Genomic DNA, 14534 nt, shown 5'->3' with positions numbered 1-14534 from the left:
TTTCCTTTTTTGTGCCATTACCTTACATGCCCGAAGAACATTTATGAAAATCCACGATTCGATGAATTAAGCGATGATCATAAAGTATTGGCGATTTTACCTTTTTTGACCAATTTGGACCTTAGGGATAACTCATCTGAAGTAGATATTAAATCCTTGGAAGAAAAAGAGGGATACGCTGTTCAAGATGCTTTTGAGACCTATTTTTCCAATAGAAAGAAAAAAAGAAATTCCCGGTAAGCTTCCAAAATATAAAGGATACCAAGGCGATTCTTGCACAAAACAAGATTGACTATGGAAACATTGATGTCTACACAACAAAACAATTGAGTGACATCCTGGGCGTGGACGCAATTATTAGTGGCACACTGGATTTAAACGTACTTTTGTCCAAAGGAGTTTCTACGGATTTCAGTATTACGGATTATTTCTCTGGGGACGCGGATTATGGTCGCATCGGGGTAAAGATTAGCGATGGCGATACCGGCAAACTTCTCTCGGAAATATGAGAAGGAAATCAATAAAAAAACCGGTAAGAATACGGATGATCTCATTGATAGAATGATGAAACTCGCCATTCGTAAATTCCCTTACGAAAGGGAGCGGAAAAAAGATAGAAGAGACTAAAATAAGTGGATCCTATTTCTTGGTAAATTCCTTTAACACTCCAATGGTATAGTCTATTTCCTCCTTAGTATTATACTTCGAAAAAGAAAACCGCAAGGATGGTTTTTTAAGGTCTTCCTCACTTAAAATTTCATTCAGCACATGGGAGCCCGTATCACTACCGCTTTGACAGGCACTTCCTTTGGAACAGGCAATACCCTTTATATCCGGATGAAAAAGGAGCATCAATCCCTTTTCAGGGGTTACCGGCAAACAAACATTGGCCAAAGTGTAGGTACTACTTTCCAAATTACCCGAAAGGCCATTAAATTTGGCCTCGGGAATCTCTTTTTTTACCTCTTCAATGAAATACTCCTTCAAGCCCCTAACAAATTCCTGCTCTATTTCAAGGTTGTCGTACGCCAATACAAAGGCCTCTTCCAAACCAACGATATTATGGAAGGATTCTGTTCCTGCCCTAAATCCTCGTTCTTGAGAACCTCCGGAAATCATACATTTGAGGCCGGAATTTTTTCGGATATAGGCAAAACCAATTCCTTTTGGATCATGAAATTTATGCGCCGCAGCAGCCAAAAAATCGACAGGAACTTCCTTTACATCCCAATTGTAATGTCCAATGGATTGTACGGAATCGGAATGAAACAAAGCACTATTTTCTTTACTAATTTTAGCAACTTCTGCAATATCTAATAAGTTCCCAATTTCATTGTTCACATGCATCAAACTGACCAATTTTTTGGTCGAATCCTTTTGTAAAAGTTCCTTTAAGTGATCTAAATCGGATTCCCAACTTCGTCAAGTTGCACAAACAATAGATTGATTAGCCCATGGGCTTCCATTTCTTCCGAGTATGCAATACGGCATGGTGTTCAATTTTTGAAGTAATAATAGTCTCAACACCTAAATCCTTCACAGCACTCCTTAAAATCATATTATCGGCTTCCGTTCCTCCGGAAGTAAAAATAATTTCTGACGGATGCGCATTCATATATTTTGCAATAGTCTTTCTTGCACTTTCTATAGCCGTTTTGGCAGTTCTACCAAAACTATGTGTGGAAGAAGGGTTACCATAATTGTTGGCCAAGGCTTCCTGCATTTTAGAGATGACCTCATCCCTCACCCTTGTGGTGGCCGCATTGTCTAGATAAACATGTTTCATGTCTTCCGGAGTATTATTTTAAAACTTCAAAAGTAATTGAAATATGGCAAAACACCTTGTTCGAAAGTAATGATTACCTGAGGTACCTAGTTGCGATTGTTTAATCCAATGAAATCTTGGATTTTCTGTTTAACAAATCCGTTAATTTATACTTAATAGATAGCCATCGCATAAAGTCATATCCGATAAATTCAATTAAATTTGAGGGATGAAAAAATATATATCGTGTGTCCTTTGCATCATCTTTTTTTCTTGTGATGATGGGGATTTAGAAATAGAGACATTGGACTTTGACAGTATTACCTCGGTTCAAAATTGTGGCGGGGTCTCCGTTACTGCATCCAATGTTTTGTTCAAAATAAACGGGGACGAAGCCTTAATTTTAGAATTACCCAATGGAGCTATTAAAAATGAGATAACTACAGAAGATATCGCAGTTAATGTAAATGAGTCCGGATCGGTGATTTATAGAATCTTCTCAGGTACTGTTGCTTCCTCTTATTTTTGCGATGATGTACCTCCCGTAGAACCTGTGGTTACAAAAGAGGTATCTGCCGAAGACGGGATTATTTATATTACGACTACAGAATTAGATTCTGTAACTTTTGAACATACAATACGCCTGAGCGGTATCTCGCTGGTAACCGAAAATGGTAGTAGAATTACCGATTTAAGAATCAATGAGTTCGGTACTATAACTACCAGTCAATAGGATTTAATAATTTTGATAAATGTAAACTTCAGTGGCTCCCAATCCATATTTTTGGTAATCAGCATCATAGTATTTTACATTTTCATATTTTCTAAACAAAGAAAATAACTCTTCCTTCAAAACACCTTCGCCAACCCCGTGAATAAATACCAATTTTTGGATACGTTTTCCAATGGCAAAATCCAATTGTCTTTTGGCCGTTTCCAATTGTAAGTTCAACATATCAAAATTGCTCAGTGACTTTGGATTCTTAACGAGCTGATTAATATGTAGATCCACTTCCATCTTTGGCAGGTTCCTTTCTTTTGGTTTAACCGTTTTTGTCCTTCTTTTTTTGGGCCCCTCTTTTTCTTTTTTAATTTGGGCCACCTCAAAATTACTTACACGAATATCATTGGCGATAAGCACCAATTCACTTTTTTGAAATTCCATTGGGAATCCATCCTCGGTAATCAAAGTAACCATATCACCCTTAACGTGGTTCACGATTCCCGATATAACATCATCAATAGCCTCTACCCTATCCCCTATTTCAAATTGAGCCATAATTTTGTTTTGATTACCCAAAAATAGTGGTAATTTTCAGCTTAAGAATTATGGGTACCATGCAATTATCGGCCATAGTATACTTTATCAACATTGAAAGGTTTATGCTTCCATGTTTTACCAAGCAACTTTTTGGTGTTGATTGTCCAGGATGCGGATTACAGCGTTCCTTGCTTTTTTTGTTCAAAGGAGCGTTCATTGACGCATTTAAAATGTATCCCGCTATTTACCCAATGATCATACTCTTCGCCTTTTTGCTGTTCGGTAAATTCCTAAAAATTAAATATGCCAATTATATTACCAATGTCTTAATGGTTACCACGGTTGGTGTTATTTTAGTTAATTATGCACTTAAATTTATTTAACCAAACCCTTTAAAAATTATGGAACAACAAAAATTACCTAATGTTACAATTGTTATCGTCTTGGCGATAATAGGATTTGTATGCTGCTGCTTCGCAGGAATACCTGGGGTTCTTTTTGGGGGAATAGCTTTGTTTCTTGCCCTAAAGGACGAAAAATTGTACAAAGAGAATCCTGAGAATTATTCAAACTACAGTACTTTAAAAACAGCCAAAACAATTTCCATAGTAGTACTTGCACTTGGTGTACTTTATCTACTGTGGTCGATTTACTCTATTATGTCCATGGGTGGTTGGGATGCCTATATGGAGCAATCCAGGGATATGATGGAACAATGGGGAATTGAAGAATAATATCATTTGAGTATGCAACCATTACCAGGAGCCAGTAACGCCCTTACTTTTGGCATTTTATCCATTGTTTTAACATTGTTTTGCTGCGGTCCCTTTGGTGCTATTTTTAGCATCATAGGATTGAGCAATGCCAAGAAAGCTGAAAATTTATACCATTCCGATAAGGATAATAATTACAGCGGGTTTGAAAATGCCAAAACTGGCAGAATCCTTTCCTATATCGGACTAGGTCCGGCTTTAGTATACCTGATATTTACCATTATTTATTTTGGTGCTATTGTGGCCATTATAATGTCCTCAGGAAATTTCCAATAATACAAATCCCATAAAAAATCCCCGAGCTCTTATCTCGGGGATTTTTTTATTTCCTGAAATTGGACAGTGTTCGTATTATAATATCAACACATTCCAGCAATTGTTCCTTGGTCATTACCAAGGGTGGCGCAAACCGGATTATATTACCGTGAGTTGGTTTAGCCAATAAGCCGTTTTCCTTTAACGCCATACAGATATCCCAAGCAGTGGAACTTTCTTCTGTATCATTAATCAGTATTGCATTTAACAAGCCCTTACCTCGAACCGAGGTTACCAAGTCGCAGTTTGGGATAAATTCATTCAACTTCAAACGAAATAATTCTCCCAGTTCTTGGGCATTTTCCGCCAAACGTTCTTCTTTTATAACATCCAAGGCGGCCATAGCTATGGTAGCTGCCACAGGGTTGCCCCCAAAAGTACTTCCATGGTTTCCTGGTCTAATGACCTCCATAATATGGTTATTAGCCAATACCGCGGAAACAGGATACGCCCCACCGGACAATGCCTTTCCCAAAATTAAAATATCGGGTTTCACCTCCGGAGTACCACTACAATGCTTATCGGCACAAGAGCAATTTCCACACGTAGCCAATAGCCTACCGGTGCGGGCAATACCAGTTTGGATCTCGTCCGCAATGAAAAGGACATTATACTTGTCGCATAGTGCCTTGGCTCTTTTTAAGTAATCCTCCGAGGGAACATATACTCCTGCCTCTCCTTGTATGGGTTCCACCAAGAACCCGGCTACATTTGGGCTGCTCTTCAAAGCTTTCTCCAAAGCCTGAAGATTATCATATTCAATCTTTATGAAGCCCTTCGTATAAGGTCCAAAATTCTTTCGTGCAACAGGGTCATTGGAAAACGAAATTATGGTTGTCGTTCTACCGTGAAAATTATTTTCACATACGATGATTTCAGCTTCGTTCTCAGGAATATCCTTCTTTTCATAAGCCCATTTTCGACAGATTTTCAACGCGGTTTCTACTGCCTCTGCCCCTGTATTCATTGGAAGAAGTTTGTCAAAGCCGAATGTCTCCGTAGCATACTTTTCGAAGGCTCCTAATTTGTCATTATAAAATGCCCTAGACGTGAGGGTTAACGTTTGGGCCTGATCCATCATAGCACCCACTATTTTAGGGTGGCAATGGCCTTGGTTTACTGCTGAATAGGCCGAAAGAAAATCATAATATTTTCTTCCCTCCACGTCCCAAACATACACACCTTCACCTCTACTTAATACTACAGGTAAAGGATGGTAATTGTGGGCTCCGTACTTATTCTCCAATGCGATTGCATCTTCAGAAGTGATGTTTTCTAAAACTGACATGATAAAAATTACTTTAAATAAAACTTTAGCAATTCCTTCTGTACCTTTATCCTTTCAAAATCCCGATGACTCCCAATAGCTATCGGGACGGAACGAAAATTCAGCGTGGGAGAGAAATCATCCCTGTAGAACTCCAAAAGTACAAATAATCCCTTTTATTATAAAGTATATTTAACGGTGTACAAACACATGTTAATACTATCACTAACCTACCTAACAATCCAAAGAAACCTATTATTTTTGCCGCATGCGAAAGAACAAAAGGAGACTCGTTTTTGAGAATGTAGAAGTCGTAGATGCCGGTGCCAAAGGCAAGACCGTTGGAAAGGCTCCTGATGGGAGAATTGTTTTCCTGGACAACGCTGTTCCTGGCGATGTGGTGGATGTGCAAACTCACAAGAAAAGAAAGAGTTATTTTGAAGGTACGGCCATTGAATTCCATACTCTTTCGGATAAACGGGTTACCCCTCAATGTGAACATTTTGGTGTTTGTGGAGGTTGTAAATGGCAAAATATGGGGTACGAACATCAGCTCTTTTATAAACAAAAGGAGGTTGAAAATAATTTAAGACGAATTGGCCATTTAGACTTGCCTGAAATACAACCCATTTTAGGTTCCAAGGATATCTATTTTTATAGGAACAAAATGGAGTTCTCTTTTTCTGACAGTAGATGGCTAACATTGGATGAAATTAAATCCGAGAAGGACATTGAGAACAAAAATGCCCTTGGTTTCCATATCCCGGGAATGTGGGACAAAATTTTGGATATAAAAAAGTGCCATTTGCAAAGGGACCCTCCAATGCTATTCGCTCGGAAACCAAAAAATTCGCAATAGATAACGGATTGACCTTTTTTAATCCTCGTAATCAACACGGATTGCTTCGAACTTTGATGATTCGTACCACTTCCACTGGAGAATTGATGGTACTGATTCAATTTTTTGAAGATAACCAGACAAACAGGGAACTACTTCTTAATCACTTAAAGAAATCATTTCCCGAAATCACTTCACTGCTCTATGTGATCAATGAAAAACAAAATGATACCATTTATGACCAAAAGGTGGTTTGTTTTTCAGGGAGGAATCACATTTTTGAGGAAATGGAAGGTCTTCAATTTAAAATAACGGCCAAATCCTTTTACCGGACCAACTCTGAACAAGCTTATGAACTCTATAAAATAACACGTGACTTTGCCATGTTAGAAGGAGATGAACTGGTATATGATCTTTACACAGGTACAGGCACCATTGCACAATTCGTTTCCAAAAAAGCTAAGAAAGTAATAGGGATTGAGTCTGTTCCGGATGCGATTCTCGGATGCCAAGGCAAATGCCGAAAGTAACAATATCAGTAATGTGGAATTCTTCGTAGGAGATATGAAGAACGTTTTCAATACTAATTTCATTTCCCAGCATGGAAAACCGGATGTAATCATAACCGATCCACCAAGGGATGGAATGCATAAAGATGTGGTACAAAAAATTTTGGACATTGCTCCCTCCCGTATAGTGTACGTTAGCTGTAACAGCGCTACCCAGGCTAGGGACTTAGAGCTTATGAAAGAATCCTATAAAGTAGTAAAAGTACAACCCGTAGATATGTTTCCTCAGACCCACCATGTTGAAAATGTCGTACTTTTAAAAAAGAAAAAATAGCATGCAGAATTTTAATCGGGTGATTTTCGCCTTGTTCCTTACTACCGTGATATCTTCATGTGAGAAGGATGATATATGTGTGGAAGGGGATACACCCTTATTGGTGCTTGAATTTTTCGACGCTGCAAATCCTGAGACTAACAAGAACGTAACCGCTTTAAGAATTATGGGTGAAGGACAAACCTCGGCGGTAAATACGTTCACAGATAGGTCAAACCTAAATAGTGTCACCCTTCCCCTTAAAACAGAAGCAGATGCCACTACTTTTTATCTAATATCGAATTCCGCGACCAACGATGGTGGACAGGAAACAGGAAATATAGACACATTGACGTTTAATTACGATCGAATAGAAGATTTTGCTTCCCGGGCCTGTGGATTTGTGGTTAATTATGAAAATCTTAATACCAACTTACAATCAGGTTCCGGTAATTGGATTACGGATATTGAAGTCATTAGGGCCACTGTTACAAACTCAGATTCTACCCATGTCAAAATATTTCACTAGTGTTTTTTTTCTTTTTGGACTGATGTTTGGCTTTGCCCAAAGCAACCCTATTGACACACAACCCAAGGACACCGCAGAGTACAGACAATCCTACGGACTTAGGGCAGGAATCGACCTTAGTAGGCCCCTCATGAGTTCATTAAACGATGACTATACCGGTTTTGAGATTGTGGCCGATTATAGACTGACCAATACACTCTACCTTGCCGCCGAACTAGGCACCGAAGATAAAACCAAACAGGAAGACCTTTATAATTTTACCACAACAGGTAGTTATATTAAGGTTGGTGTAGACAACAATACTTATGACAATTGGTACGGCGAGCAAAATTTGCTCTATTATGGAGGACGTTTGGCATACAGTACCTTTAGCCGGACCTTGAACAATTATCAATATTTCAATTCCAATAGGTATTGGAATACGGATGGTTTCGGGCAGGGCTCTAGCATTTCCGAGGAGTTTTCAGGTCGTTCGGCAATTTGGGTAGAAGCCCTCTTTGGCACAAAGGTGGAATTGTTCGCCAATATATTTTTAGGGGCAAGTATTAGAATGGGCTTTTTGGTGTCGGATTCAGACGGTGGGGATGCTCGTTTTCCAAATCTTTGGATTCCAGGTTTTAATAAGGTTACCGATGGAACCAAATTTGGAGTGGGCTATAATTACTCTATTTCTTATTTTCTACCGCTCTATAAAAAGAAAAAGAGTCCGGAAGAAGTATCCGATGAAATAAATGAGTGATCAGAGTTCCTTAAACCCCTTCAAGAAAATCCATTTCATCATCAATTTCTTGGTGCCCTCAACTTGGGCAATCGCAAACTTGGGAGCTAAAACCATAGCCAATAGTGCGGAAAATAGTGAAATGTATAAAGGTTTAATCGATAAAAAATAAGGTAAGCCAAATCGCATTACTAGAAAGATAGCGGCAAAACCTAGAAAATTAAACAGTAATGCTTTTTGTTTCAAACTCATCAGCTTATGATTTTGGGTTATTATATTTGGCTTTTTTACTCCCCTCATATATTTCATACTGAACCAATCTTGATTCCAAATGGCTATTAAAAACTTTTATTTTACGAGAAGTTCTAAGACCTACATGTTTTAGTGCATCTAAATTGGACGTTATCATCCAGGCATTTGTACCGGGATATCCCTGTTTTAGCGTATCACCAATGGACGCATAAAAGTTTTGCATATCAATGTCCAATCGTTCTCCATAAGGTGGATTAAAACACATGTGTAACGGTCCATCTGTCACCTTTTCGGTCTTGAAAAAATTATCGCGCCTAACTTCTATATAATCCGATAGGTTTGCATTTTCAATATTCTCCTGGGCCTTTCTTACGGCAGATGGAGCTTTGTCCATTCCAATAATCTTATGATGGAATTCCCTGGTTTTTTTTAGGCTGACATCGATTATTTTTTCATAAAGGCCTGCATCAAAGTCTCGGCCATTTTTCAAACGCAAAGCCTTTCCTATTGATATTTGCTGGAATATTACAAGCTATCATAGCTGCTTCTGTCAACATGGTGCCACTCCCGCACATAGGATCCATAAAATCACATTGACCGTCCCATCCACTTAGTAATAAGAGCCCGGCTGCCAAAACCTCGTTTATTGGCGCAATGTTGGTCGCAATCCTATAGCCCCTATGATGCAAAGAAGCACCGAAGTATCCAGGGAAAGATTGCATTGGTCGTTATGAATATGAATATTAATTCTTAAATCTGGATTCTTGACATCCACAGAGGGACGTTTTCCGTCGGTTTCACGAAATTTATCGGCAATGGCGTCCTTCGTCTTTTGGGAAACATACAGGGAATGAGTAAAATTATCGGAGAAAACCGTCGCATCTATTGCGAACGTATCATCGACCGATAAATATTCGGACCAATCCATTCGATAAATCTTTCTATAAAGATCATCTTCCCCGGAAACCTGAAAAGAGTTTATGGGTTTAATGATTTTAATTGCGGTTCTTAAACAAAGATTGGCCTTGTACATGAATCCAGTATCACCATCAAATGCCACATTGCGCACACCAACTTCCACATTCCCGGCACCTAGATTCCTTAATTCCTTGGCCAATAGATCCTCAAAGCCAAAAAGTGTTTTGGCTATCATCCTAAAATTATTCCCCATAAACGATGTTTAGCGTACAGCAAAAATACGTTAATTTTGATGCAGCAAAGAGCCACCGCTCTCAATTTGGTAATAAACCTTGCTTTTCATGATTTATATCCTGCCCATTCTTGGCGTGCTTTTAAGTTACATTTTTGTTTACTGGATCAGGCCTACAAAAAAGGAGCACTTTAGATTATTACTTGCTTTTAGTGGGGCCTTTTTATTGGCATTAACCATTTTTGAGTTATTGCCAGAGGTTTATGAGCATTCCAACACAAAGACTATTGGAATCTTCATAATGTTGGGAATTCTACTGCAAATTTTCTTGGAATTTTTTTCTAAGGGAGCGGAACATGGGCATGTCCATTTATCCAATACAGATACCCACTTCCCATGGTTATTATTTGCAAGTTTATCCCTTCACTCGTTATTGGAAGGGGTGCCCTTATCCGAAAACAATAGTCTCATCTACGGTATATTAATCCATAAAATTGCAATCGCGGTTATTTTAAGTTTCTTTTTGTTAGGGATCCAAATTGAAACCAATTACTTCTGCATTGTTTATTTTTCTATTTTCCTTGATGACCCCTTTGGGCACTTTTCTCTCCAGTACCTTGGATTTTTTTAAAGACAACCTTGTTTATATAAATGCGATGGTCATAGGGGTATTATTGCATATCTCAACAGTCATCCTTTTTGAAAGTTCAGAAGGCCATAAATTCAATCTAAGGAAATTATTGGTGATAGTATTGGGAATAATTATAGCGTATTTTCTATAATGTTCAGTAGAGAGGAGTCAAGAAAACTAAGGGAGGAATTTTGGATTTCCTTTGGAAAATCCTATCCTAAAAAATGGATATTGTACAAAACTAAAATAAAAGGACTTTCCTTAAAGTTTAGTTTTGATGTAAAAAAAGCGATGGTTTCCATCGATGTTGAAGGGACCTTGGGCAGCGAATTGATCTATGGGAGAAACTTATTTCCTTAAAATCCATACTATTGGAGGATTATTGGCCTAAGGCCATTTTTGATGAATATCATATTCGGATAATCAAAAGGAAATTTCCGAGTATATGTAGCCCTTGATAATGTTTCCATTCACAATAAAAACACGTGGTTGGAAACCATGAAATTTTTAAGCGAGAACATGGTTAAAATCGAGGCTTTTTTTGATGACTATAGAGACATTCTAAAACCTTGAAACCTTTAGGAAAGTAGACTTTCCCTAATTCCCATTTCAAGCCCCGACAGCTGCGCAAGTCCCAATGCCCTACCTATTAGGGAATATCCGGAGTAAAAATCATCCTGCCTATTCATGTCATCCAATAGGACATGTCCGTGATCGGGACGCATGGGAATATTTACAATTTCTCCTTTTTGGTTTCTTTTTATCTGTTCTTCCACTATCGCCTTCATTACTTTTTCCATGGGTACGGAGCCTTTTAAATGCTCTGCCTCATAAAAGCTTCCATTCTCATTTCTTTGTACGTTTCTTAAATGAATAAAGTGAATTTTATCTCCGAAATCGTTGATGATTTTCACCAAATCATTTTCAGAAGAGGCCCCTAAAGAACCCGAACAAAAGGTTAGTCCGTTACTAGGTGATGGACAGGCATCCAACAAAAATTTAAGTTCCTCGTAATTGGAAACTATCCTAGGTACTCCAAATACGGAAAAAGGTGGGTCATCCGGATGGATAGCCATCTTTACCCCTAGTTTTTCGGCTTCCGGAATAATCGCTTTTAGAAAATAAGCCAGATTATCTTGAAGTTTATTTTTGCTGATAGCCAAAACGGTTTTATGGTTCTTCTTGAACTCCTCCAAATCGATAAGCTTTCTAGAACCTGGCATTCCGGCAAGGATGGATTTTTCCAGTTTTGAAACTTCTGCCGTAGAAAGGCTCTTGAAAAAAGTTGATACTTCTTGTAAAAACTCATCGTTATAATCCTTTTCTGCATTTTCCCTTTTAAGAATATAAATATCAAAGGCAGCGGCGGCTAATGGATCATATTTTAAAGCAGAAGCACCATTGGGCAATTTGTAATCCAAGTTGGTGCGTGTCCAATCAATCAGCTGCATGAAGTTATAGCAAACAACCTTGATGTCGTTCTTTGCCAAGTTTTTTAGAGTTTCGATATAATTAGCAATGTACCGGTCCCTATCTCGGAAGTCCGTATTTAATGGATGTATGAATATTGACACTTTCAACCACCGACCATTCCAATCCCGCACATTCTATCTCAGATTTCAAGGAGGATATGGTTTCAATAGGCCAAACCTCTCCCAAGGGTACATCCTGACAAGCGGCTACAATACCCTCGACACCTATTTGCCTAATATCGCTTAATCGAACCCCAAAAGCAGGTCCAAACCATCTAAATGTCTTCTTTAAATATTCCATTATACGCCGAAAAAGAATTAAACCCTCCATCAACATCATAACATACCCCCGTTACAAAGCTGGAAGCATCGCTCAGTAAATAATGCACCATACCATTTAATTCGGATGCATCTCCAAACCGGGCCATAGGTGTATTGGTAATAATTTTATTTCCTCGCTCGGTATAAGACCCATCTTCATTGGTTAAAAGACTTCTATTTTGATTTCCGATAAAAAATCCGGGAGCTATGGCGTTCACGCGAATCCGGTCCGTGAATTTCGATGCCATTTCGTTAGCCATCCATTGTGTAAAAGTATCCACGCCAGCCTTGGCCATGGAATAACCTAAGACTCTAGAAATAGCCTGTTTCGAAGCCATGGAAGAAATATTAATAATGGAACCATGTCCTTGCCTAGCCATAAGTCCGCTCAGCACGATAGTTGGGATAACCGTACCAAAAAGATTAATATCCAAAACCTTTTGTGTATCCGAAATGGCAATATCATAAATACTTTGATTGGCACTCAAGGTAGCACCCGGGATATTTCCACCTGCTAAATTGACCAAGCCATCTAACTTTTCGAACTTTTGTGCTATTTCCTCGCGAACTTCATTGAGGGCCTCTTCGTTCAAAACATCTACCTCATATGTATAGGTTCCTCCTGAAGAAATAGCATCCAGTTCATTTTTTTTATCCCGCAATTTTTTAGTCGATCTACCCAACAAAATGACTTGGGCATCCTGCTCTATCAAGTATTTGGCGATTGACCCACCAAGTGTTCCAGTTCCACCGGATAGTGCTACTACTTTATTTTTTAGCGAAAATAAATCGGTCATCTGAGTGTATTGAGATTGAACGTGACGTCCGGATACGATTATCCATGTTTGAACAAATTTCGAGTGTTAAAAATAAGGTTTTAGAAACTCTTATTCTACCTTGATTTACCAATAATATAATTTTAAATAGTTACATTGGTAAAAATCAAGAGCATAAATTCTCACTTTTCAAATTCGATTATAAATGAAATCCACAGTTTATTTTCTAGTCATTTTTTTATTGATATTCAAAACCTATTCCCAAGATCTGGAACCCTTCGAATTAACTAGTGAATGGACAAATACCATCGTTTCACAACTACCGAATGATTACCCAAAACTGGTAGAAAAAAGAAAAGTTTTAATATTTAGCCTGTTTACCGGTTTTGACCACTGGACAGTACCTCATACTAGGGCCATATTGAAAGGAATTGCTGAAAAAAGCGGAAACTTTGAGATAGTTACTTCTGATGATGTGGACATGTTCAAAAAGGAAAATATTTACAAGTTTGATGCCATCGTTTTGAATAATAATTGTTCGGAAAGGGACAATAGAAATCTTTTCTATGATGTATTCAAAGAACAAATAAATTCGGATGCGGCATGGAAAAAGGCCGAACAGTACGAAAACAACATTTTGAAGTTTATAGAAGAAGGTAGGGGTATGGTCGTACTACATGGTGGTATCACTATGTTGAACAAATCAAAAAAATTCAGTGAACTAGTAGGGGGAAGTTTCGATTATCATCCCAAACAGCAAATGATACAAGTAAAACTGGCGGATAAAAATCATCCCATTCTTCAAGGCTTTGATGGTAAAGGCTTTGAGCATATTGATGAACCTTATTTCTTCAACAATGCTTATTTTGACTATGATTTTAAACCCCTACTATACATGGAAGCAGATAAAATCGAAGGAAAAAACAAAGAGGCTTTCAAAAACCGTAATTATTTGGCATGGATCAAAAAGTATGGAGAGGGAAGGATTTTTTACTCTGCCCCATCCCATAACCCTCAGAGCTATGAAAATCCTGGTATACTATCATTCCTACTCAATGGACTACTTTATGCTACCGGAGATTTGGAGTGTGATGATTCACCAATTAAATCCTAATTCTCTACTCCTGAAAAGAAAGTTCCAATAGTTCCTCCTCAGTATATTCGTTTCCGTCTCGGGATTTCAATTTTCTTAATTCACGAATTCTATCCGCTGAAATCCAAACAGGATTATCCGCAAAAGCATTGCTTACATAGGTAATTACGTCTGCAATATCCTCATCAGATAAAGTTTCGTTGTTTTTCAACCCCGGCATGGCCTGATTCATTTCATACAATTCGCCATTAACATGAATAGGTCCCTTTAAGCCATTTAAAATAATTAGGGCCATACGTTCAATTGGTTCTGAAACGTAATTGGAATGTACCAATGGTGGAGCAAGACCCTCATTACCCTCTCCATTGATTCCATGACAGGCGGCACAAATTTGTCTAAAAATTTTGGCTCCTTTAGTTCGAGAGTCTTCATTTAGACCATTGCTTACATATATTGGGTTGAGAATATCATCTTCCTTGTTCTGGATACTTTCTAAAAGCATTTGATACAAAAGCGAGGTAGTTTCAAAATTATTTTCATCTAGTGATTTT

General features: G+C 38.2%; 17 protein-coding genes and 4 pseudogenes (1 of these 21 only partly in view). 12 read left to right on the top strand and 9 right to left on the bottom strand.

What is annotated here, in order from left to right:
- Window positions 1–87 precede the first annotated feature (87 nt).
- Both NYZ99_RS21450 and NYZ99_RS21445 read left to right on the top strand, forming a co-directional pair.
- A complete protein-coding gene (locus tag NYZ99_RS21450; protein ID WP_338039349.1) occupies window positions 88–240 on the top strand; it encodes a hypothetical protein in 153 nt (50 codons plus the stop codon).
- Window positions 241–326: 86 nt separating this feature from the next.
- Window positions 327–509, top strand: coding sequence for a hypothetical protein (locus NYZ99_RS21445; protein ID WP_338039348.1), 183 nt, complete (start codon window positions 327–329; stop codon window positions 507–509).
- A 130-nt stretch (window positions 510–639) separates the two neighbouring features.
- Here the strand turns inward: NYZ99_RS21445 and NYZ99_RS06395 are convergent.
- Window positions 640–1786 (bottom strand): annotated as a pseudogene (locus NYZ99_RS06395) (cysteine desulfurase family protein).
- A gap of 208 nt (window positions 1787–1994) precedes the next feature.
- Between NYZ99_RS06395 and NYZ99_RS06390 the strand changes: the two are divergent.
- Window positions 1995–2498, top strand: coding sequence for a hypothetical protein (locus NYZ99_RS06390; RefSeq protein ID WP_260574480.1), 504 nt, complete (start codon window positions 1995–1997; stop codon window positions 2496–2498).
- Window positions 2499–2501: 3 nt separating this feature from the next.
- Here NYZ99_RS06390 and NYZ99_RS06385 read toward each other — a convergent pair whose 3' ends face one another.
- On the bottom strand, window positions 2502–3044 hold the full coding sequence (locus NYZ99_RS06385) for a Smr/MutS family protein (RefSeq protein WP_260574479.1): 543 nt from the start codon (window positions 3042–3044) through the stop codon (window positions 2502–2504).
- 26 nt (window positions 3045–3070) lie between these two features.
- Here NYZ99_RS06385 and NYZ99_RS06380 point away from each other — a divergent pair, with 26 nt between their 5' ends.
- Genes NYZ99_RS06380 through NYZ99_RS06370 form a run of 3 tightly spaced genes read left to right on the top strand, consistent with a single transcriptional unit; the run spans window position 3071 to window position 4075 of the window.
- The gene (locus NYZ99_RS06380) at window positions 3071–3409 is read left to right on the top strand and encodes a DUF2752 domain-containing protein (protein ID WP_260574478.1); all 339 of its coding nucleotides are present in this window, start codon (window positions 3071–3073) and stop codon (window positions 3407–3409) included.
- Between the two features lie 18 nt (window positions 3410–3427).
- The gene (locus NYZ99_RS06375) at window positions 3428–3760 is read left to right on the top strand and encodes a CCC motif membrane protein (protein WP_260574477.1); all 333 of its coding nucleotides are present in this window, start codon (window positions 3428–3430) and stop codon (window positions 3758–3760) included.
- 12 nt (window positions 3761–3772) lie between these two features.
- The gene (locus tag NYZ99_RS06370) at window positions 3773–4075 is read left to right on the top strand and encodes a CCC motif membrane protein (RefSeq protein WP_338039347.1); all 303 of its coding nucleotides are present in this window, start codon (window positions 3773–3775) and stop codon (window positions 4073–4075) included.
- A 46-nt stretch (window positions 4076–4121) separates the two neighbouring features.
- Here the strand turns inward: NYZ99_RS06370 and rocD are convergent, their stop codons facing one another.
- Window positions 4122–5402 carry an ornithine--oxo-acid transaminase gene (gene rocD, locus NYZ99_RS06365; protein WP_260574475.1) on the bottom strand — a complete coding sequence of 427 codons (1281 nt, stop codon included), beginning with the start codon at window positions 5400–5402 and terminating at the stop codon, window positions 4122–4124.
- 247 nt (window positions 5403–5649) lie between these two features.
- Here rocD and rlmD point away from each other — a divergent pair.
- From rlmD to NYZ99_RS06350, 3 genes and pseudogenes are all read left to right on the top strand, one after another.
- Window positions 5650–7062 (top strand): annotated as a pseudogene (rlmD, locus tag NYZ99_RS06360) (23S rRNA (uracil(1939)-C(5))-methyltransferase RlmD).
- A 1-nt stretch (window position 7063) separates the two neighbouring features.
- A complete protein-coding gene (locus NYZ99_RS06355; RefSeq protein ID WP_260574474.1) occupies window positions 7064–7570 on the top strand; it encodes a DUF6452 family protein in 507 nt (168 codons plus the stop codon).
- The gene (locus NYZ99_RS06350; protein WP_260574473.1) at window positions 7551–8309 is read left to right on the top strand and encodes a DUF6048 family protein; all 759 of its coding nucleotides are present in this window, start codon (window positions 7551–7553) and stop codon (window positions 8307–8309) included. The genes NYZ99_RS06355 and NYZ99_RS06350 overlap by 20 nt, the downstream gene beginning before the upstream one ends.
- Here the strand turns inward: NYZ99_RS06350 and NYZ99_RS06345 are convergent, their stop codons facing one another.
- Together NYZ99_RS06345 and NYZ99_RS06340 are read right to left on the bottom strand one after the other, a co-directional pair.
- Window positions 8310–8540 (bottom strand): hypothetical protein, encoded by a 231-nt coding sequence (locus NYZ99_RS06345; protein ID WP_260574472.1) that lies wholly within the window; start codon window positions 8538–8540, stop codon window positions 8310–8312.
- A 4-nt stretch (window positions 8541–8544) separates the two neighbouring features.
- A pseudogene (locus NYZ99_RS06340) lies at window positions 8545–9711 on the bottom strand (THUMP domain-containing class I SAM-dependent RNA methyltransferase).
- Window positions 9712–9799: 88 nt separating this feature from the next.
- Between NYZ99_RS06340 and NYZ99_RS06335 the strand changes: the two are divergent.
- Both NYZ99_RS06335 and NYZ99_RS06330 read left to right on the top strand, forming a co-directional pair.
- A complete protein-coding gene (locus NYZ99_RS06335) occupies window positions 9800–10321 on the top strand; it encodes a ZIP family metal transporter (RefSeq protein WP_338039346.1) in 522 nt (173 codons plus the stop codon).
- A 150-nt stretch (window positions 10322–10471) separates the two neighbouring features.
- A pseudogene (locus NYZ99_RS06330) lies at window positions 10472–10894 on the top strand (DUF4268 domain-containing protein).
- Between the two features lie 5 nt (window positions 10895–10899).
- Here NYZ99_RS06330 and uxuA read toward each other — a convergent pair.
- From uxuA to NYZ99_RS06315, 3 genes are read right to left on the bottom strand one after another with little or no spacing between them, the layout of a single operon-like run.
- A complete protein-coding gene (uxuA, locus tag NYZ99_RS06325) occupies window positions 10900–11895 on the bottom strand; it encodes a mannonate dehydratase (protein WP_260575202.1) in 996 nt (331 codons plus the stop codon).
- A complete protein-coding gene (locus NYZ99_RS06320) occupies window positions 11852–12094 on the bottom strand; it encodes a mannonate dehydratase (protein WP_260574471.1) in 243 nt (80 codons plus the stop codon). Before NYZ99_RS06320 ends, uxuA begins: the two co-directional genes overlap by 44 nt.
- A complete protein-coding gene (locus tag NYZ99_RS06315) occupies window positions 12069–12911 on the bottom strand; it encodes an SDR family oxidoreductase (protein ID WP_260574470.1) in 843 nt (280 codons plus the stop codon). The genes NYZ99_RS06320 and NYZ99_RS06315 overlap by 26 nt, the downstream gene beginning before the upstream one ends.
- A gap of 184 nt (window positions 12912–13095) precedes the next feature.
- On the opposite strand from NYZ99_RS06315, the gene NYZ99_RS06310 reads away from it, so the two are divergent.
- The gene (locus tag NYZ99_RS06310) at window positions 13096–14004 is read left to right on the top strand and encodes a ThuA domain-containing protein (protein ID WP_260574469.1); all 909 of its coding nucleotides are present in this window, start codon (window positions 13096–13098) and stop codon (window positions 14002–14004) included.
- A 4-nt stretch (window positions 14005–14008) separates the two neighbouring features.
- Here the strand turns inward: NYZ99_RS06310 and NYZ99_RS06305 are convergent, their stop codons facing one another.
- Window positions 14009–14534, bottom strand: partial view of a DUF7133 domain-containing protein gene (locus tag NYZ99_RS06305; RefSeq protein ID WP_260574468.1) — the end only. 1715 nt of this gene lie beyond the right edge of the window; the window shows 526 of its 2241 coding nt (coding positions 1716–2241); the start codon falls outside the window, past its right edge; the stop codon is at window positions 14009–14011.

It is taken from the genome of Maribacter litopenaei (genome assembly GCF_025244665.1).
GTDB classification, from domain to species: Bacteria; Bacteroidota; Bacteroidia; order Flavobacteriales; family Flavobacteriaceae; genus Maribacter; species Maribacter litopenaei.
Note: the sequence above shows the minus strand (reverse complement) of the source record. Positions and strands in the feature narration are given on the sequence as shown.